This is a genomic window from Lysobacter avium, from assembly GCF_015209745.1.
GTDB lineage: Bacteria > Pseudomonadota > Gammaproteobacteria > Xanthomonadales > Xanthomonadaceae > Novilysobacter > Novilysobacter avium.
The window spans coordinates 2,762,813-2,783,873 of record NZ_CP063657.1 but is presented as its reverse complement, the minus strand read 5'-3'; the positions used below and the strand labels follow the sequence as shown (position 1 = coordinate 2,783,873).

General features: G+C 65.9%; 26 protein-coding genes. 20 read left to right on the top strand and 6 right to left on the bottom strand.

Translation table 11 applies throughout. The features are described from left to right. Positions 1-25: 25 nt before the first annotated feature. The 15 genes from INQ42_RS12490 to INQ42_RS12420 all read left to right on the top strand — a co-directional run bounded on the left by INQ42_RS12490 (position 26) and on the right by INQ42_RS12420 (position 10,665). Complete coding sequence (locus INQ42_RS12490) at positions 26-1,069, top strand: nitrilase-related carbon-nitrogen hydrolase (protein ID WP_194034551.1); 1,044 nt, start codon at positions 26-28, stop codon at positions 1,067-1,069. Further along, positions 1,062-2,510 carry an aldehyde dehydrogenase family protein gene (locus INQ42_RS12485; protein WP_194034550.1) on the top strand — a complete coding sequence of 483 codons (1,449 nt, stop codon included), beginning with the start codon at positions 1,062-1,064 and terminating at the stop codon, positions 2,508-2,510. The genes INQ42_RS12490 and INQ42_RS12485 overlap by 8 nt, the downstream gene beginning before the upstream one ends. A gap of 200 nt (positions 2,511-2,710) precedes the next feature. Further along, positions 2,711-3,082: a hypothetical protein gene (locus INQ42_RS12480; protein ID WP_194034549.1), complete on the top strand. Its 372-nt coding sequence runs from the start codon at positions 2,711-2,713 to the stop codon at positions 3,080-3,082. Between the two features lie 82 nt (positions 3,083-3,164). Further along, positions 3,165-3,338 (top strand): LiaI-LiaF-like domain-containing protein, encoded by a 174-nt coding sequence (locus INQ42_RS12475; RefSeq protein WP_194034548.1) that lies wholly within the window; start codon positions 3,165-3,167, stop codon positions 3,336-3,338. Positions 3,339-3,394: 56 nt separating this feature from the next. After that, entirely contained in the window at positions 3,395-3,778 is a 384-nt protein-coding gene (gene crcB / locus INQ42_RS12470; protein ID WP_194034547.1) for a fluoride efflux transporter CrcB, read from the top strand. A 108-nt stretch (positions 3,779-3,886) separates the two neighbouring features. After that, positions 3,887-4,117, top strand: coding sequence for a hexameric tyrosine-coordinated heme protein (locus tag INQ42_RS12465; RefSeq protein WP_194034546.1), 231 nt, complete (start codon positions 3,887-3,889; stop codon positions 4,115-4,117). Between the two features lie 8 nt (positions 4,118-4,125). Further along, positions 4,126-4,377, top strand: a complete 252-nt coding sequence (locus tag INQ42_RS12460; protein WP_194034545.1) for a hypothetical protein — start codon at positions 4,126-4,128, stop codon at positions 4,375-4,377. Further along, positions 4,374-4,760, top strand: a complete 387-nt coding sequence (locus INQ42_RS12455; RefSeq protein ID WP_194034544.1) for an MAPEG family protein — start codon at positions 4,374-4,376, stop codon at positions 4,758-4,760. The genes INQ42_RS12460 and INQ42_RS12455 overlap by 4 nt, the downstream gene beginning before the upstream one ends. Before the next feature lie 72 nt (positions 4,761-4,832). Continuing rightward, positions 4,833-5,072, top strand: coding sequence for a hexameric tyrosine-coordinated heme protein (locus tag INQ42_RS12450; protein ID WP_194034543.1), 240 nt, complete (start codon positions 4,833-4,835; stop codon positions 5,070-5,072). A gap of 155 nt (positions 5,073-5,227) precedes the next feature. Further along, the gene (locus tag INQ42_RS13035) at positions 5,228-5,986 is read left to right on the top strand and encodes a TVP38/TMEM64 family protein (RefSeq protein ID WP_194034542.1); all 759 of its coding nucleotides are present in this window, start codon (positions 5,228-5,230) and stop codon (positions 5,984-5,986) included. Positions 5,987-6,022: 36 nt separating this feature from the next. After that, positions 6,023-6,712 carry a VIT1/CCC1 transporter family protein gene (locus INQ42_RS12440; RefSeq protein WP_194034541.1) on the top strand — a complete coding sequence of 230 codons (690 nt, stop codon included), beginning with the start codon at positions 6,023-6,025 and terminating at the stop codon, positions 6,710-6,712. Positions 6,713-6,752: 40 nt separating this feature from the next. Further along, positions 6,753-7,511: a COG4705 family protein gene (locus INQ42_RS12435; protein WP_194034540.1), complete on the top strand. Its 759-nt coding sequence runs from the start codon at positions 6,753-6,755 to the stop codon at positions 7,509-7,511. Positions 7,512-7,703: 192 nt separating this feature from the next. Beyond that, the gene (locus INQ42_RS12430) at positions 7,704-7,994 is read left to right on the top strand and encodes a hypothetical protein (protein WP_194034539.1); all 291 of its coding nucleotides are present in this window, start codon (positions 7,704-7,706) and stop codon (positions 7,992-7,994) included. After that, positions 7,991-8,968, top strand: coding sequence for a c-type cytochrome (locus INQ42_RS12425; RefSeq protein WP_194034538.1), 978 nt, complete (start codon positions 7,991-7,993; stop codon positions 8,966-8,968). Before INQ42_RS12430 ends, INQ42_RS12425 begins: the two co-directional genes overlap by 4 nt. Then, positions 8,965-10,665, top strand: coding sequence for a cbb3-type cytochrome c oxidase subunit I (locus tag INQ42_RS12420; RefSeq protein WP_228064377.1), 1,701 nt, complete (start codon positions 8,965-8,967; stop codon positions 10,663-10,665). Before INQ42_RS12425 ends, INQ42_RS12420 begins: the two co-directional genes overlap by 4 nt. Before the next feature lie 20 nt (positions 10,666-10,685). On the opposite strand, the gene prpB is transcribed toward INQ42_RS12420, so the two are convergent. The 6 genes from prpB to INQ42_RS12390 all read right to left on the bottom strand — a co-directional run bounded on the left by prpB (position 10,686) and on the right by INQ42_RS12390 (position 17,293). After that, the gene (gene prpB, locus INQ42_RS12415; protein ID WP_194034537.1) at positions 10,686-11,573 is read right to left on the bottom strand and encodes a methylisocitrate lyase; all 888 of its coding nucleotides are present in this window, start codon (positions 11,571-11,573) and stop codon (positions 10,686-10,688) included. A 44-nt stretch (positions 11,574-11,617) separates the two neighbouring features. Then, complete coding sequence (locus INQ42_RS12410) at positions 11,618-13,300, bottom strand: electron transfer flavoprotein-ubiquinone oxidoreductase (protein WP_194034536.1); 1,683 nt, start codon at positions 13,298-13,300, stop codon at positions 11,618-11,620. A 114-nt stretch (positions 13,301-13,414) separates the two neighbouring features. Beyond that, positions 13,415-14,374 carry a polysaccharide deacetylase family protein gene (locus INQ42_RS12405; protein WP_194034535.1) on the bottom strand — a complete coding sequence of 320 codons (960 nt, stop codon included), beginning with the start codon at positions 14,372-14,374 and terminating at the stop codon, positions 13,415-13,417. Next, a complete protein-coding gene (locus tag INQ42_RS12400; protein ID WP_194034534.1) occupies positions 14,371-15,315 on the bottom strand; it encodes a polysaccharide deacetylase family protein in 945 nt (314 codons plus the stop codon). The genes INQ42_RS12405 and INQ42_RS12400 overlap by 4 nt, the downstream gene beginning before the upstream one ends. Then, positions 15,312-15,986: an isochorismatase family protein gene (locus INQ42_RS12395; protein WP_228064376.1), complete on the bottom strand. Its 675-nt coding sequence runs from the start codon at positions 15,984-15,986 to the stop codon at positions 15,312-15,314. The genes INQ42_RS12400 and INQ42_RS12395 overlap by 4 nt, the downstream gene beginning before the upstream one ends. A gap of 65 nt (positions 15,987-16,051) precedes the next feature. After that, positions 16,052-17,293 carry an MFS transporter gene (locus INQ42_RS12390; RefSeq protein ID WP_194034533.1) on the bottom strand — a complete coding sequence of 414 codons (1,242 nt, stop codon included), beginning with the start codon at positions 17,291-17,293 and terminating at the stop codon, positions 16,052-16,054. 141 nt (positions 17,294-17,434) lie between these two features. Here INQ42_RS12390 and INQ42_RS12385 point away from each other — a divergent pair, with 141 nt between their 5' ends. The 5 genes from INQ42_RS12385 (at position 17,435) to INQ42_RS12365 (ending at position 21,059) form a co-directional block, all read left to right on the top strand. Further along, a complete protein-coding gene (locus INQ42_RS12385; RefSeq protein ID WP_194034532.1) occupies positions 17,435-17,743 on the top strand; it encodes an REDY-like protein HapK in 309 nt (102 codons plus the stop codon). Positions 17,744-17,750: 7 nt separating this feature from the next. After that, the gene (locus INQ42_RS12380) at positions 17,751-18,620 is read left to right on the top strand and encodes an SDR family NAD(P)-dependent oxidoreductase (protein ID WP_194034531.1); all 870 of its coding nucleotides are present in this window, start codon (positions 17,751-17,753) and stop codon (positions 18,618-18,620) included. A 75-nt stretch (positions 18,621-18,695) separates the two neighbouring features. Then, the gene (locus INQ42_RS12375) at positions 18,696-19,574 is read left to right on the top strand and encodes a polysaccharide deacetylase family protein (RefSeq protein WP_194034530.1); all 879 of its coding nucleotides are present in this window, start codon (positions 18,696-18,698) and stop codon (positions 19,572-19,574) included. Next, positions 19,571-20,440 (top strand): HpcH/HpaI aldolase/citrate lyase family protein, encoded by an 870-nt coding sequence (locus INQ42_RS12370; RefSeq protein ID WP_194034529.1) that lies wholly within the window; start codon positions 19,571-19,573, stop codon positions 20,438-20,440. Before INQ42_RS12375 ends, INQ42_RS12370 begins: the two co-directional genes overlap by 4 nt. Positions 20,441-20,540: 100 nt before the next feature. After that, positions 20,541-21,059: a MaoC family dehydratase gene (locus INQ42_RS12365; protein ID WP_194034528.1), complete on the top strand. Its 519-nt coding sequence runs from the start codon at positions 20,541-20,543 to the stop codon at positions 21,057-21,059. Positions 21,060-21,061: the final 2 nt, after the last annotated feature.

The window sequence follows — 21,061 nt, the reverse complement described above, 5'->3', positions numbered from 1 at the left end:
CCATCGCATCCACAGGACCGAATACATGACCGAGGTTTACCGCGCCCTGGCACTGCAGACGACCTGCCGCGCCGTCAACGCCGCCCCCGATGTGGCCGCCGCGCGCAGCAAGATCGCCGACAACATCGCCCGCATCGACCGCCAGGTGCGCGGCAGCAAGGCGTTCATAGGCCAGGACCTGCGTCTGGTCGTGCTGCCCGAATACTTCGCCACCGGCTACCCGCTGGGCGACACCATCCCGGGCTGGGCGGACAAGGCCGCGTTCGCGATGGACGGCCCCGAGTACGATGCGCTGGCCAAGGTCGCCCAGGACAACAGGGTCTACCTGGCCAGCAACGCCTACGAGACCGATCCCAACTTTCCCGGCCTGTATTTCCAGGCCAGCGTGCTGTTCGACGATGCCGGCAACACCGTGCTGCGCTACCGGCGCATGGTGTCGCTGTTCGCGCCCACCCCGTATGACGTCTGGGACAGGTACCTGGACATCTACGGCATCGACGGCGTGTTCCCGGTCGCGCAGACCCCGCTGGGCAGACTGGCTTGCGTGGCTTCCGAGGAGATCCTGTATCCCGAGATCGCGCGCTCGCTCGCGCTGCGCGGAGCAGAGGTATTGCTGCACTCGACCAGTGAAGTGGGCAGTCCGGCGCTGACCCCCAAGGACATCGCCAAGCGCGCCCGCGCGTTCGAGAACATGGCCTACGTGGTCTCGGCCAACACCGCCGGCATCGTCGATGTCGATATCCCGGCGCAGAGCACCGACGGCATGTCCAAGATCGTCGACGACCAGGGCCGGGTCATGGTGGAGGCCGGGGACGGTGAATCGATGGTCGCGTTTGCCGAGATCGACATCGCTGCGCTGCGTCGCCGCCGCGAGCGCCCGGGGATGGCGCACATCCTCTCGCGCCTGCCGCAGGACGCGATCGCGCAGGGCCTGGCCCCCGCGCCACTGCAACCCAATGCGCTGATGCCCGGCGGCGAGCTGCGCATTCCCGAGCGCGCCGAGTTCGGCCAGCGTCAGCGCGCCACCATCGAGTCACTGAAGACCGCAGGGGTAATTGGCAATGGTTGATTCCACCGGCGTTACCGCGTCCGCCGTCGAGACGATACCGCTGCGAGACCCCAGCACCGGCGAGTGCGACGGACAGCTGGTGGTCGTGACAAAGGAAGAAGTGGACCGGATCGCCCAGCGCCTGCGCGCGGCGCAAACCGACTGGGCCGCGCGCGATGTCGGCGAGCGCTGCCAGGCCCTGCTCGACATGGCCGATGCACTCGAGCGCCATCGCGAGCCGATGGTCGAAGCGCTGCTGCGCGACACGGGGCGTTGGCAGGAGTCTCTGATCGAAGTCGACAGCACCGTGGGTGCACTGCGCCGCTGGGCCGCCGATGCCCCGGCGTTGCTGCAGGCACCAGAGCCGGTGGCCAGCAGCATCGGCTTCCTGCACAGCCGGCAGAATCTGGTGCCGTACCAACTGGTTGGCGTGATCAGTCCGTGGAACTTCCCGCTGCTGCTGAGCCTGATCGATGCCATACCCGCGCTCGCCGCGGGTTGCGCGGTGCTGTGCAAGCCCAGCGAGGTGACCTCGCGGTTCGCCAGCGTGCTCGACGAGGTGATGGCCGAAGTGCCAGCGCTGCAGCCGGTGTTCGCCGTGGTCACCGGCGATGGCCGCACCGGCGAGGCGGTGATCGGCGCGGTCGACACCATCTGCTTTACCGGCAGCGTGCGTACCGGTCGCCGCGTCGGCGAGGCCTGCGCGGCGCGCTTCATTCCCTGCTCGCTGGAGTTGGGCGGCAAGGACCCCGCGCTGGTGCTGGCCGACGCCGACCCGGTTCGCAGCGCACGCGCCATTGCGTGGGGTGGCTTCGTCAACGGCGGCCAGAGCTGCATGTCGATCGAGCGTGTCTACGTCGACGCCAAGATCGCCGAGCCCTTCATCGCCGCGCTGGTCGAACAGGCAAAAGCACTGAAACTGACCCATCCCGACCCGCGCGAAGGCCAGATCGGCCCGATCATTTCCGATGCCCAGATCGCCATCGTCCGTGAGCAACTGGCCGATGCGAAGGCTCGCGGCGCGCGTGCGCTCGCTGGTGGCGAACTGGTCGAACACGGCGGCACCTGGTGCCCGCCGACTGTGCTCGTCGACGTGGATGAAAGCATGCCCATCGCCAGCGAGGAGAGTTTCGCCACGATCCTTCCGGTCATGGTCGTGGCCAACGAGGAGGAAGCGATCGCGCGCGCCAACGATTCGATATTCGGCCTGTCCGCGGCGGTCTTCAGCGGTGATACCGAGCACGCTGTGCGCGTGGGCGCGCGCCTGCACGCCGGCGGCGTCAGCATCAACGACGCCTGCCTGACCGGCATGATCCACACCGCGGAGAAGCAGAGCTTCAAACAGTCCGGCCTAGGCGGATCGCGCATGGGCAGCGTATCGATCCGGCGCTTCCTGCGCTCCCAGGCAGTACTCGTGAACTCCGGGGTCGACGATCCCTGGTGGTTTCCCGCCAACCCCTGATTCGAGCTTGAAACCACGCCCGGTGCAGTAAGCAACTGCATCGGGCTTTTTGTGCGAGGTTATTGAAAGTCTCCCGCGCCGGTTGTCGAGGCAGGCCGAAGCTGGACGGGAGTCGGCGCTTCGACATACTTTCCCGAATGGCCCAAGTACTTCCATCGGATGTGGTTCCACAGCTTTCTGATACCCACTGCAGTCTGCACATGGACCACCCGCTCGTCGCCAGGCTGCGCAAGCAGCGGCGGCGACTATTGGTGAGCTACGTCGTCCACGTGCTCTGGTTCCTTGCGATGGTCCTCACGGCGATTTTCCACGCCTCCCGGGCGGTTGCGACGACATCGATCTGGCTCGCGCTGATCACCGTGCCGCCGGTGATTGTCTACGCAGCGCGTGTCCACAGGACCTGCCGGGCCATTGACCCAATGGCAAGAAGCATCGGCCTGGTGCCGATGATCCTGATGACGGTATTCCTGACGCCGTTCGAGTCCGGCCTGATCGTGCCGGCAAAGAACCTGCTGGTCTCGGCAGAGCTGCTGGCGAGGATGCGGGAGCAATCCCGGGTCGGGGTACCCTAGGCGCCACCATTCATTCCATCCGCAGGACGAGCAGGATCGACCCTGCGCTGTCACTGCGCCCAAGCTTCGACAGGACTAAGTAATGCGATCCAACTCACTGACAGGCGCCTATGTATTGATCGCCGTGGGCACCTATTTCCTGCTCCAGAAGCAGGGTTGGCTGCCCAACATCCGCCCGCTCGTTTCGGAGTGGTGGCCGGTGCTGCTGATCGCCATCGGCGTGGTCATGATCGTGCAGCGGCGCTCGCGCGGTTGAGCGCGACGCCCCGACGCGCGCACCAGTGACCTGCCTGGGCAGAAGGGCTGGCGACCATGCATAGCCTGCTCCTTGTTGGATGCGGTGGATTCCTCGGCGCGATCGCGCGTTATTCGCTCGGCCTGCTGATCCTGCCCATGGGCGGACAGGACCGCTTCCCGCTGGGTACGCTGGCGGTGAATATCCTGGGTTGTCTGGCGGTGGGCGTGCTCGCCGGGGTTGGCGAGCGCTACCAGGTGTTCGGAACCGAGGCCCGACTGTTCCTGTTCACCGGCTTGCTGGGGGGGTTCACCACGTTCTCGGCGTTCGGTCTGGAGGCGTCCCACCTGCTGCGTCGAGGCGAGCTCGCATGGGCCGCGTTGTATGTGGGTTGCAGTGTGGTGTTTGGCATCGCCGCGGTCTGGCTGGGGTTCAAGCTCGTCTCGGTCATCCCGCGCTGATGCGCCCGCGGGGTTTCATGGTCGTGTTGGTCAGGTCGGGATCGCTGATCCGGATGCGGAAACGCGCTTCCGATATGCTGTTTCCGGTTCCCGCAATGGAGTTCGACAATGACTGACACATGGCTGCCGACCCTGATCACCGCCACGCCGCAGGAAGGATTTGAGCTCGCGATCGCGCTGAGTCGCCGCGGCGTCAAGTACACCCAGCCCGACATGGAAACGCTGCAGGAACTGCGGCCGGAATACGCGAACTCCGCCGACGGACTGACGGCCGCCTCCCAGGTCATCGCCATCAATTTCCAGACGGTGTCGGCGGCCAACAAATACTGGCGCGGCTGAGATTGACCTTGGACAAGAAGCAAGCGAGCGTGGCATCCCGGGTGGTGATGTCGGAGGCCATCGTTGAGCAGGCGCGCCAGCGCGAGCGACTCCAGCCCAAACCGGTCAAACCGTGGTGGCAGGCGCTCGGCCTCGGGTTGGCCGGTTTCGGCGTTGGGCTTGCGATGGGTTCCAGTGAAGGCAAGGGCCTGCTGTACGCCTTCATCGGATTCGGCATCGGGGTGGCGATTGTTGCGGTGATCAGCCGGGCCCGCCGATGAACTACCTCGATCTGGTCGCCGTATTGGCGATCCTGCAACTGGTGTTCTTTGCCGTCCTGGTGGGCCGCGCCCGTGGCCTGTACAGCGTGAAGGCACCGGCGACGTCGGGGCACGAGATGTTCGAGCGTGCCTACCGGGTCCAGATGAACACCCTGGAGTTGATGGTGGCGTTTCTGCCGGCGCTGTACCTCGCGGCTAAATACTTCCCGCAGACCTACGTCGCGGCGGCCGGCGCGGTCTACCTGGTCGGCCGGCTGGTCTATTGGCGCAGCTACACCGCCGCCCCCGCCAGCCGCGGCTTCGGCTTTGCGCTCTCGATGCTCCCCATTCTCGGTTTGCTGATCGCTGCGCTCGTGGCAATCATCCGCGGCAGCGCCCCCTGAACCATCCGCAGCGGCACGCCATGCGCATCGGTGAAGCCGCTATCTTCGACTTTGACCACGCAGGAGTTCGACGTGACCGATACATGGCTGCCGACAATGATCACCGCGACCCCGCAGGAAGGCTTCGAGCTGGCGATCGCGCTCAGCCGTCGCGGGGTCAAGTACACCCAACCGGACATGGCCAAGCTCAATGAGCTGCGGCCCGAGTACGCGAACTCGGCAGACGGGCTTACCGCTGCGTCGCAGGTTATTGCGATCAACTTCCAGACCGTCGCGGCTGCGAACAATTACTGGCGGACGAACCCGGCCTAGTTCGGCATTTCCGGTCCAGCCAGTCCGCGTTCTGCGACCAGGCGGGTCAACAGTTCGATCTGGGTCTGCTGCTGGTAGGACCGGCTAAGCGCGGGCGCAGCAAGGTACGGGCGCATACTCGGGTTGGACGATGGGCCCGACGAGGCATTCCCGCCATGAAACGGCCTGCCAGCCAATTGACCACCACCGGCCGTGCGGTGCGGCTGCTCAAGCGAACCGATGCCGGCATGCTGATCGCGATCGTGGTGGCCATCGTGCTGTTGATCGTCGCCGGCGTCGTTCTTGGCGATCAGATCAAGGTCCATATCGGTGCGCTCCAGACATGGATCGGCGGGCTGGGTCCGTGGGGCGTGATCGTGTTTGCTGTGTTGCTGATTTTGGGCACATCGGTGCTGATGCCCGAGTCGGTGTTCGGGGTCGCGGCAGGCGTCCTGTTCGGCCTGGTCTGGGGCATGGTGATCGCGGTCGCTGCCAACCTTGTTGCCGCAGCGTTTCAGTATGCGCTCTCGCGTTGGTTGTTCCGCCAGCGGGTCCAGCGCGCCGTCGACCGCCGGCCGTCGTTCCTGTCGATCCAGCGGGCAGTGATGAAGGATCAATTGTGGCTGCAGTTTCTGGTGCGGCTGACCCCGATCAATCCCGCCTCCATCAGTTACGTATTGGGCGCCACCGGCGTGCGCTTTTCCGCGTTCATGCTCGCTTGCCTCGGACTGCTGCCGCATGTCGGTCTGGAGGTGTACCTGGGCCACGCGGGCGAGCACCTGGTGGAGGCGACCCAGGCCGGTTCGCGATTCCGGCAGGGGCAGGATCTGGTCCTGGCCGGTGGACTGGTGGTGGGCGTCATTGCGATCGTGATCATCTCGAGGATCGCGCGCAAGGCGGTCCTGCGTGCGGTTGCCGGCCACGACCATCTCTAGTGTCTCAACAGCATTTCGATAGAAGGAGAGGGATCCATGCGACACAGTGAACGCCACAGAACGCATCGGACCGGGTGGCTGCGCGCCGCCGTACTGGGGGCCAACGACGGCATCGTCTCGACGGCCAGCCTGGTGCTGGGCGTGGCGGCGGCGGGTGCAGGCACCAAGGCCATCCTCGTCGCGGGTGTCGCCGGACTGGTATCCGGCGCGATGTCGATGGCGGCGGGCGAGTATGTCTCGGTCAGTTCGCAGGCCGACACCGAGCGGGCAGACCTTGCGCGCGAGAGCAAGGAACTGGCCGCCAACATCGGCCAGGAACATGAGGAGCTGGTCTCGATCTACATCAAGCGCGGACTGGACCGGCCGCTGGCGACCAGTGTGGCCACCCAGCTGATGGCGCACGACGCGCTGGGCGCACACGCCCGCGACGAGCTGGGCATCTCCGAGACGCTCACCGCCAAACCGGTCCAGGCCGCGTTCGCCTCGGCGGCGACCTTTGCCGCCGGCGCGGCGTTGCCATTGCTGGCCGCGCTGCTGATACCGGAGACCGCGCTGATGTGGGGTGTCGCCGGCTGCTCGCTGGTTTTTCTGGCCGGTTTGGGCCTGGTCGCTGCACGGGCGGGCGGGGCACCGGCGCTGCCATCGGTGTTGCGCGTCGCCTTCTGGGGCGCGCTGGCGATGGGCCTGACCACCGCGGTCGGCTCGCTGTTTGGAGCGGTCGGGTGAGCGTTGCGAGTAACATCATCGCAGTCAGCATGAGGTAATCATGAACACTGCCGTCAGAGATTCGCTCAGCAAAGTGCCTGAGGTGACGTTTGGCTTCTGGCTGATCAAGATCCTCGCCACCACCCTGGGCGAAACCGGCGGCGACGCGGTGTCGATGTCGATGAACCTCGGCTACCTGGTGAGTACCGCGATCTTCATGGGCATTTTTGTGGCGGCGGTGTTGATGCAGATCTCCGCCAAAAAGTTCCACCCCTTCGTGTACTGGGTCACCATCATTGCGTCGACCACGGTCGGCACGACGCTGGCGGATTTCGTCGATCGTTCCCTGGGCATCGGCTATCCGGGCGGCACGATCATGCTGGTCGCGTTGCTGGTCGCCTCCCTTTTTGCCTGGTACAGATCCCTGGGGTCCATCGATGTCGGCTCGGTGCACACGCCCAAGGCCGAGGGGTTCTACTGGCTGACGATCATGTTCTCGCAAACGCTCGGCACCGCGCTGGGCGACTGGACCGCCGACAGCGCGGGGCTGGGCTATACCGGCGCGGCGCTGATCTTTTCCGGACTGCTGGCGGTGGTCGCCCTTGCCTATTTCTTCTCCAGGATCTCGCACACCGTCCTGTTCTGGGCCGCATTCGTGCTGACCCGACCGCTGGGCGCGGTGGTCGGCGACTATCTCGACAAGCCCACCACGAGCGGCGGACTCGAGTTCAGCCGTTACACCGCTTCAGGCCTGCTGCTGGTGGCCATCGTGCTGCTGATCGTGGTGATTCCGCAGCGTGCGGCGGAGAAGTCGCACTGACGCTCTCCGGGCGCGCGCCCGCAGCGTCAATCGACAACAATAGCACCGATTCCAATCACGTCTCTTGACCCTCGTCAATGACTAACCTGAACCATCGGTTCATGATCTAGTCAAGCCTGCCTGCGCGCCGACGATTCTCGCCGAATCCGCACAGGCACATAGCCGGCAACATCTCTTGGGGAGGTGCTTGACGTGGCGCAGCGACTGATTGACCTGACGATTGCGATCCTGGCCAGCATCGTGTCCTTCCTGCTGTCCTGGCCGTACTTCCGGAATTTCGAGTACTGGGCCGAGTCGCACGCGATGTGGCTGGTGTACTTCGTTGTCGGCTTCCTGCTGGCGGTGTACGTCTTCTACGTCCTGCTGCGGATCACCCGCACCCTGTTCGAACACGACGCGCTGGACAGGGCTGACACTGCTGCAGCTGCAGCAGTCAATGAACCGGGCGCAGATGCCAAGCGCGATACCGGGGCTCGGCCATGAGCTGCGGGGACGGCAAACCGTGCCGGGAAGCGCTGCACCGGCGGACCGCCCTGGGCGTGCTGTTTTTCATGCTGTTGATTTTCCTCGGCCTGTCGTCGGTTTCCTTCATAGACTCGCGCGGCCAGGTGACGCCGGATACGGTGAGTTTCAACTCGCACGAAGCCGTCGCCGGCAAGCGCGTGTTCCAGGCCTACAACTGCATGGGTTGCCACACCATGGTCGGCAACGGCGCGTATCTCGGACCGGACCTGACCAACACCTACGAGCGCACCGGAGCCGCCTGGCTCGCCGCGTTCCTACCCTCGTCCGGCACCTGGCCGACGAGCACCGCCGTGAGGATCCAGCTGCAGGGGGCGGCCCTGGCCGCCGACAGTGGGTCGGCCTCGCTGGACGAGTACCTCAAGAAGTACCCCGGTGCCGCCGAGCGCGTGCAGCGTCGCGGTGGCCATGCCTCGCTAATGCCCGACCTGCCGCTGAAAGCCGAGGAGGTGGCGAACCTGATCGCCTATCTCAAGTACACCTCGGCGATGAACACCGAGGGCTGGCCGCCCAAACCGAAGGTCGACGGGTTGACCTTCAAGTACGCATCGCCAGGCTACAACGTGGTGTCGACCGCCGCAGTCCCGGGCGTGGTCGCCGCCGCGACCGCCACCGTCGAGGCACTGCAGGATCCTGCCACCCACGGCGCGCAGCTGGTGAAGGACTACGCCTGCACCGCGTGCCATTCCCCTGACCAGCAGAAGCTGGTGGGTCCGGGCTGGGGCGGCCTGTACGGATCCAACGTGAGCCTCGCCGATGGCAGTACGGTGGTGGCCGATGACGCCTATCTGGGCGAAGCGATCCGCAACGCCAACAGCCAGATCGTGGCCGGCTACTCCGCCGGCACGATGCCCGACTACGCCGGCATGCTGACCGACGATGAGGTCGCGGCGATGACGGCCTACATCCGCAGTCTGCAGGAGCCGGGGCAATGATCAAGATCGAGTATCAAACCCAGCGACTGAGCCTGCGGTTCTTCATGTTGATGCTGGTGCTGTTCGTGTTCCAGGCGGGTTTCGGCATGGTCCTGGCACTGCAGCAGATCGATCCGACGCTGCTGGCCGGCAACCTCAACTTCAACGTGATCCGGGCCGAGCACCTGAACTTGGGCATCATCTGGATCCTGTGCGGCTTCATCGGCACGATCCTGTTCGTGGGGCCACTGTTGTCGCATCGCGAGCTGGCCGCGCCGTGGCTGATCAAGTTCCTGTTCTACGCCGTGGTGGCGGTCACGCTGTGGAACGTGGGCACCCAGTACCTCGCCCAGACCGGCGTGGCAGGCTGGTGGCTCGGACAACCGATGCTGCAGGAAGGGCTGGAGTACCTGGAAGCCGGCCGGATCGCCGACATCGTGATCCTGATCGGCTTCTGCATCCTGTGCTACGTGGTGCTCAGGACCTTCCCGCCGCGGCGCGACTGGAACGAGATCCACTGGGCGCTCGGCATCGGCGTGATCGCGTTGACCCTGGTCTGGCTGTTCGGTTTCTTCTTCATTGAGCGCCTCGACCTGCAGGAGTACTTCCGCTGGTACGTGGTCCATTACTGGGTCGAGGGCGTGTGGGAGGTGATCCACATCGCCCTGGTCGGGTTCCTGCTGGTGTTGATGTTCGATGCCAAAGTGAAGAGCGTTGGCTACGCGGTGTTCTGGGGCGTGGTGCTGGTGTGGCTGTCGGGCCTGCTGGGCAACGCGCACCACTACTTCTGGGTCGGCACACCGGAGTTCTGGCAGTTCTGGGGGTCGCTGTTCAGTGCGCTGGAGCCGTTGCCGCTGATCTTCTGCTTCTGGCACGTGTACCTGGACGCGCATCACGACCGCAGGCCGCTGAAGAACGCGCCGGCCTTCTACTTCATCCTCGGCTCGGTGGTGCTGGAACAGGTGGGCGCGGGCATCCTGGGCTTCACGATGACCTTTGCCCTCACCAACGTCTGGTCGCACGGCACCTGGGTAACCCCGGCGCACGCCCATCTGGCCTTGTTCGGCACCTTTGGGATGCTCGGTATCGGCGCGGCGTATTACGCGGTGCCGTTGATGCGCGGGCTGGCCGACTACGACCAGCGCTGGGGCAAGCTGTCGTTCTGGCTGTTGTTCATCGGCATGCTCGGCATGGCGTTCGCCTTTGCGCTTGGGGGCACCGTGCAGGTGTTCGTGTACCGCACGCTGGGGCTGGACTGGTTCGGCGGCGATGTGTTCCCGGCGATGAACCTGTTCAAGATCCTGGTGCCAGTGTTCGGGGTGATCTTCAGCATCGGAACGGTCACGCTGGTGTACGACCTGTTGACGCTGGGCCACCGGTACGTGGCCCCCGTTGCGGAGCTGCGTCGCGCCGTCCGGCGCGATCCGCCAATCGCCGGCTGGGGCCGCTACCTGACCGGGTTCGAGGCTGGCATGTGGCTGCTGGCGATGTGGCTCTTCGGTGCGGTGATCACCTTTGGCCTGCTGAGCTTCAATCTGCCGGTCGTCCAGGCAGGGAATGCGACACTGCCGTACCTGCTGGCCAGCATCGGTTATCCGGGCCTGCTGCTGGTCACGCTGCTGTTTGTCTGGCGCTTCCTGGCGTCGCTGGAGATGCGCGGCTACGAACCGGAATCCACCGGCACCGTGCTCCCGCCGATGGCGCCGGTGGTTGGCTGAGCGCTGCTGGCCGCGCTTGCCTACTTGGCGTCGCTGAAGACCTTGTCCAGGCTCTGCTCGAACTCGTGGTAGCCAATCCGGTCGTATAGCTCCTCGCGGGTCTGCATGGTGTCGACCACGTTCTTCTGGTGGCCGTCCCTGCGGATGGCGGTATAGACGGCCTCGGCGGCCTTGTTCATCGCCCGGAACGCTGACAGCGGGAACAGCTGCATCGCCACGCCGACCGACGCCAGCTCGTCGCGGGTGAACAGCGGGGTCTGGCCGAACTCGGTGATGTTGGCCAGCACCGGCGCCTTCACCGCATCCACGAAGCGCTGGTAGGTCGGCAGGTCGTAGGCGGCCTCGGCGAAGATGCCGTCCGCGCCGGCCTCCACGAACGCGATCGCGCGCTCGATGGCGTCATCCACGCCGTGCGAGGCGATCGCGTCGGTGCGCGCGATCAGGAAAAAGTCCGGGTCGGTTTTGGCATCAACCGCCGCCTTGATGCGGTCGACCATCTCGCCCTTGGAGACGATTTCCTTGCCCGGGCGGTGGCCGCAGCGCTTGGCGCCGACCTGGTCCTCGATGTGGCAGGCGGCGCCGCCGGCCTTGATCAGCGACTTCACCGTACGCGCGATGTTGAACGCGCTGGGGCCGAAGCCGGTATCGATGTCGACCATCAGCGGCAGATCGCAGACATCGGTGATCCGGCGCACGTCGGTCAGCACGTCATCCAGGGTGTTGATGCCCAGGTCGGGCAGGCCCAGCGACCCGGCCGCGACACCGCCGCCGGACAGATAGATGGCGCGATAGCCCGCGCGCCTGGCCAGCAGCGCGTGGTTGGCGTTGATGGTGCCAACGATCTGCAGCGGCTTCTCTTCGCTGAGGGCTTGGCGGAAACGGGCGCCGGGGCTCGTGCTTGCGGTCATGGGGCTCTCGATGTCGGTGGATGGGGCGGCGCGTGGCCGCGCGCTTACATTTTGGCGTAATTGGGACCGTCGCCGCCGAGCGGGGCGACCCAGACGATGTTCTGGGTCGGGTCCTTGATGTCGCAGGTCTTGCAGTGCACGCAGTTGGCGAAGTTGATCTGCAGCTTCTCCGCGCCCGGCTCGCCGACGAATTCATACACGCCCGCCGGGCAGTAGCGCGCCTCCGGACCGGCGTATTCGGCCAGGTTGATGGCCACCGGCACGGCCGGATCCTTCAGCGTCAGATGCGCCGGCTGGCTCTCGTCGTGGTGGGTGCTGCTGAGGAACACCGAGCTGAGCCTGTCGAAGGTGAGTACACCGTCGGGCTTGGGGTAGTCGATCTTCTCGCGCTTGTCGGCCGGATCCAGGCACTCGTGGTCGGCCTTGGCGTGGCGCAGCGTCCACGGCGGATTGCGGATGCCCAGCTTGGGCAGCAGCCACTGCTCGATGCCGGTCATCAGGGTGGCGATCGTGCGGCCCTTCTTGAACCACTGCTTGAAGTTCTTGGACTGCTTCAGCTCGTCGTGCAGCCAGCTGGCCTCGAATGCGGCCGGGTAGGCGGTCAGCTCGTCGTGCGAACGGCCAGCGGCCAGTGCGTCGAAGGCGGCCTGCGCGGCCTGCATGCCGGTCTTGATCGCGGCGTGGCTGCCCTTGATCCGGCTCGCGTTGAGGTAGCCCGCCTCGCAGCCGACCAACACGCCACCGGGGAACACGGTTTTCGGCAACGACATCAGCCCGCCGGCGGTGATGGTGCGGGCGCCGTAGGAGATGCGCTTGCCGCCTTCCAGGTGCTTGCGGATGGAGGGGTGGGTCTTGAAGCGCTGGAACTCCTGGAACGGGCTCAGCCAGGGGTTGGTGTAGTCCAGCCCGACCACGAAGCCGACAACGACCTTGTTGTCATCGGCGTGATAGACGAACGAGCCGCCGTAGGTGTCCGAATCCAGGGGCCAGCCGGCGGTGTGCACCACCAGGCCGGGTTCGTGCTTGGCCGGATCGACCTCCCACAATTCCTTGATGCCCAGTCCGAAGCTCTGCGGGTCGGAGTCCCGGTCGAGCTGGAAGCGCTCGATCAAGCGGCGACCCAGGTGGCCGCGCGAGCCTTCGGCGAACACGGTGTATTTGGCGTGCAGTTCCATGCCGCGCTGGAACTGCGGGCCGGGCTCGCGGTTCTTGTCCAGGCCCATGTCGCCGGTGGCCACGCCGATCACTGCGCCGGCGTCGTTATAGAGCACTTCGTCAGCCGCGAAGCCGGGGAAGATCTCCACCCCGAGTTCTTCCGCCTGGCCGGCCAGCCAGCGGGTGAACTCGCCCAGGCTGATCACGTAGTTGCCGTGGTTGTCGAAGCACTCGGGCAGGAACGCGGCCGGGGTCGCCCTGGCACCGGTCTCGCTGAGGAACAGGAACTCGTCGCGGGTCACCGGCTGGCGCAGGGGCGCGCCGCGCTCCTTCCAGTCCGGGAGCAGCTCGTCCAGCGCGCGGGTGTCCATGATCGCGCCGGAGAGGATGTGCGCGCCCGGCTCGGAGCCCTTCTCCAGCACGCACACCGAGACCTCGCTGCCCTTGCTGGCGGCGAGCTGGCGCAGGTGGATCGCGGTGGCCAGTCCGGCCGGGCCGGCGCCGACCACGACGATGTCGTACTCCATCGATTCGCGGGGGCCGTAGGTGGCGTTCAGGTCTTCCGGGGTCATGGCGGTTCCATTGCTGTTGATGCGCCGTGGAGCGCATGCAGGAGTGGCTGGGAACGTCTTTGCAGCGGCGGGATGCCAGCCATTATCCCGCGCCGCAGCTGAAGACGCGAAACGCTAGCTTGCGTGACTCGCGTTCGCCGCCTCGGTCGCGTTGGGCGCCGCGGCGGCCAGGATCGCCGACGGCGCCGCGTTCCAGATCGAATCCGCGCGCGAGGCCAGGTGCGCGAACACGCGTTCCAAGTGCTTGATCCGGTGCGGCTGGCCCATCACCCAGGGGTGGATGTTGAGCGCGAGCATCCGGCCGTGGCCCGTCTCGCGGGCCTCGGCGAGCAGGAACTCGCACGCGTCGATCGCCTGGTCGGCGTACTGGGATTCGCTGTGCAGGTTGTCGCCGACGATGAAGCGGTCCTCCAGCTCCAGCGACAGCGGCAGGATGGACAGCGGGCCGTGGTCGGTATTGAAGGCGTAGGGCAGCTCGTCGTTGACCCAGTCCGCGCACCACCCGATGCCGGCCTCGCGCAGCAGGTCCGGCGTGCGGTGGGACTGCGAGCGTGCCGGCGACAGCCAGCCGCGGATCGGTTGCGCGGCGTAGGGTTGCAGCGCGGCGACGCTGCGCTGGATCCACTCGCGCTCGCGCGTCTCGTCCAGGCCGCCGTAGTGCACGCAGTCCATGTTCCAGCCGTGGCCGAGCAGCTCGAAACCGGTCGCCTGCACGCGCCGCAGCAGCGCGGGGTAGCGCTCGGCCAGCTCGCCATTGACCGCGACGCTGGCGGTCAGGTTGTGCTGTTTGAGCGCATCCAGCACGCGGAACACGCCGACCCGGTTGCCGTAGTCGCGCAGGGTGTAATGGCGCAGGTCCGGGTAGGGCATGGTCATGCTGCCCGGCGCCTTGAAGCCCTCGCCGGCCGGGTTCAGCGGGAAGTGCTCCAGGCTGAGATTCAGCCACAGCGCCAGCGGCTTGCCGTCCGGCCAGGCCACCGGCGCGCGCTCGGCCAGCATCGACCACGCGTAGCGGTCGTGGTCCATGCCGTGGCGACGGCGCGGGTACTGCAGGTAGTCGGGGCCCAGGCTCATGCCGTCTGCTCCTGCGCCACGGCGTCTATCGACGCCAGCGCCTCGTCGTAGTGGTGTTCCAGGTAGTGCGCGGCGATCTCGCGGCCCGTGGCCTTCCACACGCCCGAGTGCTGGCTGATGTAGTCCATCGCATCCTCGAACGCGGCCAGCCGGTGCGGGTGGCTGACCTGGTAGGCATGCAGCGGTACGCACATCACGGTGCCACTTTCCGCGCCCTCCTCATACAGGCGGTCGAACGCGTCCTTGATCATCTGCCCGTAGCGGCGTGGCTCGATCTTGTTGACCACGTAGGTGATCGTGTCGTTGAGCTCCAGCGAGTAGGGCACCGACACGAAACGCCTGCCACTGCGGGTGCGCACCGGCGTGGGCTGGTCGTCGTGGAACAGGTCGCAGGTGTACGTGCCGCCGGCCTCGGCGAACAGGTCGATGGTCGCGTTGGAATGCGACAGTGCCGGGGCGAGGTAGCCGTCGCAATGCTGTCCGGTGTGCTGGGCGATGAGCGCCATCGACTCCTCGATCATCTCCCGCTCCTGCGCCTCCGACAGGCCGTAGGTGTAGCGGGTGTTGTAGATGCCGTGGCTGAAGAACTCCCAGTCGCGCTCGGCCGCCAGCTCGATCACCTCGGGGTGATGGATCAGCGTCGCCGCCGACAGCGACACCGAGCCGCGCAGACCGTACCTGTCCATCACACGCATCATGCGCTGGTGGCCGACGCGGTTGCCGTAGTCGCGGGTCGCGTAACCCAGCACGTCCGGCAACGGCCGCGGCCACGGCTTGCGCTGCGGGTTGGACGGCGGGTCCAGCTCGTAGAACTCGATGTTGGGCGCGATCCACAGCGCGACCTTCGCCCCACCCGGCCACTGGATCTTCGGCCGGCTGTCGTAGGGCCAGTAGTCGTACAGGCCCGGATCGGCCTTCTGCGTGGACGCGCCGGTACTCATGGTGCGATCTTCTTCAGCTGGGCCTCCACCTCGTCCACCGACTCCACGTCGGCGTACTTGAGCATGATGTCGGCGAGGTTGGCGAAGTGCGGGATCTCGTGCTTGTCGGCCACACACTCCTCCACCACGATCGTGCGGAAGCCGCGCGACAGGCTGTCGACCGAGCAGGCGCGCACGCAGCCCGAGGTCGAGCCGCCGGTGATGATCAGCGTATCGATGCGGTGGAAGGTCAGCAGTGACCACAGGTTGGTCTCGAAGAACGGGCTGGCCATCAACTTGTGCATGACGATGTCGCCGGGCTGCACGTCGGCGCGCGGATCCAGCTGGGCGCGCTCTGAGCCGTGCTTGATGTTCTGCAGCGAGTCGGGCGTGTTGGTGCGCGTGCCCCAGACCCCGGCGTCCTCGCCGTTCTCGGCGTAGGCGACGTAGGTCCAGATCACCGGCAGGCCGCGCTCGCGCAACAGCGCGGAGAGCGTATTGATGTGCTCGATCTGGCGCGGGTCGGTCTCATACGCGGTCTTGAACGCGTCCATGTCGGTGTAGGCGCGCTGCACGTCGATGTTGACGATCGCCGGACGCTGGCCGAAGCCGAACTTCGCGCGGTTGCGGTTGGCCTTGACCTGGGCCCAGTACTGGCGGGCGGTGAGGTCGGACGTTTCCATTACAGGCATGGGATTCTCCTGGAGTCAGGGAACATGAAGTCAGGGAACATGAAGTCAGGGGTCAGGGTGCAGGGTCAGGATGCGAGCCGGGCAAGGCGGGCGCGCTCGTCGCGCACCAGTGTCGACATGACCAGGGCGACGGCGATGAGGACGAACACCAGCTGGAAGGCGGGCTTGTAGCTGCCGGTCATGTCGAAGATCTTGGCCGCCAGCCAGATGCCCATTCCCGCGGTGGTGGCATCAAGCAGGGTGACGGTGCCGAGGATCTTGCCGGCCGAGGACAGCCCGAACGCGTTGACCGCCAGCAGCTGGATCATCGTGTAAAGCCCGCCCCAGCCCAGGCCGAAGAGGATCAGCGCATACCAGACCAGATCCGGGCGCATGGTCGCCAGCACCGCGGCGCCGGAGGCCATGATCAGCAGGTTGACCATGAACACGACCTTGGCCGAAAGGATGTCGGCGAGCATGCCGAACAGGAACTTGCCGACCATCGCCAGACCGAACATCAGGCTCAGCGCCGAGCCGGCCTGGACCGGGGTGAACTGCAGGTCGCGCATGTGCAGGAAGAGGTTCTGTGAGACGGCCATGATCGAGAAGAACGTGGTCATCGCCACCACCGCCAGCGCCCAGAAGGTGCGCGTGCGCAACGCCTGCTTGTAGGTGAGGTCGGGCAGGGTGACGATGTTGGCCGCCGCATCGGCGACCGCCTTGGCCGCCACCTTGTCGGCGCCCCAGGGCTTGATGTTCTTCTCGCTCGGGCTGTGCACGAGGAAGTAGGCGATGACCAGGAAGGTGGCCGGGATCGCCATCTCCCACATGAAGGCGGTCCGCCAGTCCATCGTCTTGAGCAGTTGCACGGCCAGCGGCGGGAAGATCATGCCGCCCAGGCTGGTGCCCACCAGCGCGATACCGATGGCGGTGCCCCGCTGCACGCTGAACCACTGCGAGACGTAGATGACCGCGACGTTGAGCCCGGCGGCGACCAGCACCACGCCCAGGCCGACGTGGATCAGGTACAGGTGGGTCAGCGAGTTCACGAATGCGTAGGCGAAGTACATCGCGCCCAGCAGCGCGATGCCGCCCAGGATCAGCCGGCGCGGGCCGGCGCGGTCGATGATCGCGCCAATGAAGGGCCCCAGCCAGCCGGCCAGCACGAGGGTGATCAGGTCGCGCATCTTCAGCTGGCTGCGGGTCCAGTCGAACTCCTTCAGCAGCGACTCGTCGAAGGCGGTCAGGCCGGTCACGATCAGGCCGTTCGACGTGAGCAGGACCAGCATCCCCATTATCGCCATCAGCCACGGGTAATAGCGCTTCATTGTCGTACCTCTGCAGGTTGGTTCGCGGGGAGTAGGGACGCCGGAGGGCAGATTCGCTCCCTGACGTTGACCGGCAACGGATCGCATGCCTACACTTTGTCCGGACAAAGTGTGCCACAGTCGATTGCCCCGGAGGAAGCCATGAATACCGTGATCGTTCTTTTCAACCTCAAGCCCGGCGCCAGTGCCGCGGACTTTGAGCAGTGGGCACGCGAGCATGACGTGCCGACGGTCAATGCGCTGGCTTCGATGGACAGTTTCGAGGTGCTGCGAACCAAGGGTCTGCTGATCGGCGACGGCAAGCCGCCCTACGAATACATCGAGATCATGCGCGTGCCCGACATGGCGGCATTCGCCGCTGACCTCTCTTCCCCGGAGGTGCAGGCCGGCGCGGCGCAGTTCCAGCAGTTTGCCGACAACCCGATGTTCATCCTTGCCGAGTCGATCTGAGGCCGCCATGACCGCTGAAACCTCACCGTTGCCGTCACCGCGCTACAGCGAACTCAAGGGCAAGGTCGCCCTGATCACCGGTGCCGGCCGCGCCGGCGGCCTGGGCGAGGGCATCGCCCGCCGCCTCGCCGCCGAGGGTTGCAAGGTGGTGATCACCGATATCGGCCAGGGCCGCGGCGCGCAGATGCCGGTGGATGCGATCGGCACCGACGAGGAAATGGCGCGCACCGCCGCCGCGATCACCGCCGCCGGCGGCGAGTGCATCGCGATGGCGCTGGACGTGCTGGAGGAAAGCCAGGTCGAGGCGGTGGTTGCCCGGACGGTGGAGCGTTTCGGCGGCATCGACATCCTGGTCAACAACGCCGGCATCGGCTACCTGATGAAATCCATCGTCGACATGGACGTGGAGGAATGGGACGCGGTGCTGGGTGTGAACCTGCGCGGCAGCTTCCTGTGCACCAAGCACGCGGCGAAGGCGATGATCGCCCAGGGCCGCGGCGGCCGGATCGTCAACATCGCCTCCCAGGCGGCCAAGTCCGGCGTGCCGCATGCCGGCGCGTACTGCGCCTCCAAGCACGGCGTGGTCGGCCTGACCCGGGTCAGTGCGATCGAGCTGGGCGAGCACGGCATCACCGCCAACGCGATCTGCCCCAACCATGTCACCACCGGCCTGGGCGCCTGGCAGAACGAGTACTTCGCCAGGCTGCGCGGCCTGAGTGTCGAGGACTATCTGGCCCAGATGCGCGCGCGCATCCCCCTGGGCCGGGCCGGCTTGCCGGGCGATACCGCGGCGGCCTGCGCGTTCCTGTGCTCCGACGACGGCGCCTACGTCACCGGCGAGGCGATGAACGTCTCCGGCGGCGAAGAGACCCACTGACCGCGACGCGTCCACCACGCGACGATTCAATTTGATGCGGGCCGGAAGGCGCGCACGGCAGAACCGGAGGGTTCCATGTCCCAAAGCACCTACGCCTGGCCCAACGACGCCCGACTCGCGCTGTCGGTCGTGGTCAACGTCGAGGAAGGCTCCGAGTACAGCATCGGCGAGGGCGACAAGATCACCGAGCCGGTCGATGAGCTCTCCGTCAGCCTGACCAAGCCGATCCGCAACTACGGCAACGAGTCCAATTACCGCTACGGCGTGAAGGAAGGCCACGCACGGATTGCCGCGCTGCTGGACAGGTACGACGTCACCAGCACCTACACCGCCGCCGCGCTGTCGCTGGAACGCGCGCCGGAGATCGCCCAGTACCTGCATGGCAGCCGCCACGAGACCTGTTCGCACGGCTGGCGCTGGATCCACCAGTTCCGTCTCAACCAGGAGCAGGAACGCGAGTTCATCCGCAAGGCCGCCGACAGCATCGAGCGCACCACCGGCACCCGTCCGGTGGGCTGGCTGTCGCGCTACCTGCACACCGCCGACACCCGCCGGCTGCTGCAGGAGGAAGGCTTTCTGTACCACATGGACGACTACTCGGCCGACGCGCCGTTCTGGGCGCCGGTGGACGGCAGCGACCAGCCGATGGTGATCGTGCCCTACCAGCTGGACACCAACGACATGAAGATGTGGCTGGCGCCGTCGTATCTGCCAAAGGATTGGCTGGACTACGCCATCGACAGCTTCGACACCTTGTATGAGGAAGGCGCCAGTGCACCGCGGATGATGTCGATCGGCCTGCACCTGCGGATCATCGGTCGCCCCGGCCGGATCGGCGCGCTGGAGAAATTCTTCCAGTACGTCAACAGCAAACCGAAGGTCTGGTACGCGACCCGCCGCGGCATTGCCGAACATTTCATCGCCAACAGCGACAAGCAGGTGGTCACCGTATGAGTACGCCCTCCAACGGTTCCGCCGTGGTCAATCCGCGTCGTTGTCTGATGTTTGTGCCCGGCTCGCGTCCGGAGCGCTATGCCAAGGCCATAGCCACCGGCGCCGACCAGGTCTGTATCGATCTGGAAGATGCGGTGGCCCCCGCCGACAAGGACAGCGCGCGCGCCTCGGTGTTCGCGTTCCTGAGTGATGCCCCCGAGTCCTACAGCGAGATCGGTCTGCGCCTGAACCCGTTGTCGACCGATCTGGGACGCAAGGACCTTGCCGAGCTGAAGGCATCGGGTCTGGCGCCGGCGTTCGTGATGCTGCCCAAGGTCGAGACCGTGCAGGAATTGCTGGACGCCGACGCGGTGCTGGCCGGTACCGACACCGGGCTGATCGCACAGATCGAAACCCCGCTTGGCCTGTTGGACGCACGCGAAATCGCCCGCGCCACGCCGCGCCTGCAGGCGTTGATGTTCGGCGGCTTCGACTTCATCGTCGCGCTGCGCGGCCGGGCCAGCTGGGAGAGCTTCTTTCATCCGCGCGTGCAACTGGCGGTGATCGCCGCGGACGCCGGCATCGGTTGCATCGACGTGCCGTTCCTGGACATCAAGGACGAGCCGTCGCTGGTCGAGGAGACCGATCGCGTGATCGCGTTGGGCTTCACCGCCAAGGCCGCGATCCATCCCGCCCAGGTCGACCCGATCCAGCAACGCTACCTGCCGACCGCTGACGAGCTGGAACGCGCCAAGCGCGTCGTCGCAGCATTGCAGGCCAACCGCGGCGAGGCGATCCAGCTGGACGGAAAGCTGGTTGACCGCCCGATTGAAATTGCCGCCGAGCGTGCGATCGCGCTGGGCGCGCACGGCGCGCGCAAGGACTGAGCGCCCCTGCCCGATCCACGCGGCGCCGTCCGCCGTACTGCATGTTTTGCCTTATCCGATCCACCACCCCACAAGCAATCCAAGACAACAGGAAAAGCCCATGGTCCAGACAGCCAAGAAAGTCGGTGAGAACCGTTATCGCGAGACGTTCGGTCGCTTCTTCGAGGAGTTCACGGTCGGCGATACCTATGAGCACCGCCCGGGTCGCACGATCACCGAGACCGACAACACCTGGTTCACGCTGCTGACGATGAACACCCACCCGATGCACTTCGACAAGGAGTACGCCAAGGCCTCCGAGTTCGGAAAGATCATCGTCTGCAGCCCGTTCACCGTCGCCCTGATGGTCGGCATGAGCGTGACCGACGTCAGCCAGAAGGCCGTGGCCAACCTGGGCTGGTCGGAAATCAAGCTGACCCATCCGCTGTTCGTCGGCGACACCCTGTATGCCGAGTCGACCGTGCTGGAGAAGCGCGAGTCCAAGTCGCGCCCCGGCGCCGGCATCGTCACCTGCAGCACCATCGGCCTGAACCAGGACGGCAAGACCGTGTGCACCTTCAGCCGCACGATGCTGATCGCGCGCGAAGGCCATTCCGTGGAAGACAAGGTCAACTACTGAGA

Coding starts and splice junctions, on each gene's coding strand:
- INQ42_RS12425 (WP_194034538.1), top strand. CDS start 7,991: ATGAGCTGCGGGGACGGCAAACCGTGCCGGGAAGCGCTGCACCGGCGG.
- INQ42_RS12370 (WP_194034529.1), top strand. CDS start 19,571: ATGAGTACGCCCTCCAACGGTTCCGCCGTGGTCAATCCGCGTCGTTGT.
- INQ42_RS12365 (WP_194034528.1), top strand. CDS start 20,541: ATGGTCCAGACAGCCAAGAAAGTCGGTGAGAACCGTTATCGCGAGACG.
- INQ42_RS12480 (WP_194034549.1), top strand. CDS start 2,711: ATGGACCACCCGCTCGTCGCCAGGCTGCGCAAGCAGCGGCGGCGACTA.
- INQ42_RS12440 (WP_194034541.1), top strand. CDS start 6,023: ATGCGACACAGTGAACGCCACAGAACGCATCGGACCGGGTGGCTGCGC.
- INQ42_RS12380 (WP_194034531.1), top strand. CDS start 17,751: ATGACCGCTGAAACCTCACCGTTGCCGTCACCGCGCTACAGCGAACTC.
- INQ42_RS12435 (WP_194034540.1), top strand. CDS start 6,753: ATGAACACTGCCGTCAGAGATTCGCTCAGCAAAGTGCCTGAGGTGACG.
- INQ42_RS12375 (WP_194034530.1), top strand. CDS start 18,696: ATGTCCCAAAGCACCTACGCCTGGCCCAACGACGCCCGACTCGCGCTG.
- INQ42_RS12475 (WP_194034548.1), top strand. CDS start 3,165: ATGCGATCCAACTCACTGACAGGCGCCTATGTATTGATCGCCGTGGGC.
- prpB (WP_194034537.1), bottom strand. CDS start 11,573: ATGACCGCAAGCACGAGCCCCGGCGCCCGTTTCCGCCAAGCCCTCAGC.
- INQ42_RS12410 (WP_194034536.1), bottom strand. CDS start 13,300: ATGACCCCGGAAGACCTGAACGCCACCTACGGCCCCCGCGAATCGATG.
- INQ42_RS13035 (WP_194034542.1), top strand. CDS start 5,228: ATGAAACGGCCTGCCAGCCAATTGACCACCACCGGCCGTGCGGTGCGG.
- INQ42_RS12395 (WP_228064376.1), bottom strand. CDS start 15,986: ATGCCTGTAATGGAAACGTCCGACCTCACCGCCCGCCAGTACTGGGCC.
- crcB (WP_194034547.1), top strand. CDS start 3,395: ATGCATAGCCTGCTCCTTGTTGGATGCGGTGGATTCCTCGGCGCGATC.
- INQ42_RS12490 (WP_194034551.1), top strand. CDS start 26: ATGACCGAGGTTTACCGCGCCCTGGCACTGCAGACGACCTGCCGCGCC.
- INQ42_RS12405 (WP_194034535.1), bottom strand. CDS start 14,374: ATGAGCCTGGGCCCCGACTACCTGCAGTACCCGCGCCGTCGCCACGGC.
- INQ42_RS12385 (WP_194034532.1), top strand. CDS start 17,435: ATGAATACCGTGATCGTTCTTTTCAACCTCAAGCCCGGCGCCAGTGCC.
- INQ42_RS12455 (WP_194034544.1), top strand. CDS start 4,374: ATGAACTACCTCGATCTGGTCGCCGTATTGGCGATCCTGCAACTGGTG.
- INQ42_RS12485 (WP_194034550.1), top strand. CDS start 1,062: ATGGTTGATTCCACCGGCGTTACCGCGTCCGCCGTCGAGACGATACCG.
- INQ42_RS12390 (WP_194034533.1), bottom strand. CDS start 17,293: ATGAAGCGCTATTACCCGTGGCTGATGGCGATAATGGGGATGCTGGTC.
- INQ42_RS12465 (WP_194034546.1), top strand. CDS start 3,887: ATGACTGACACATGGCTGCCGACCCTGATCACCGCCACGCCGCAGGAA.
- INQ42_RS12420 (WP_228064377.1), top strand. CDS start 8,965: ATGATCAAGATCGAGTATCAAACCCAGCGACTGAGCCTGCGGTTCTTC.
- INQ42_RS12400 (WP_194034534.1), bottom strand. CDS start 15,315: ATGAGTACCGGCGCGTCCACGCAGAAGGCCGATCCGGGCCTGTACGAC.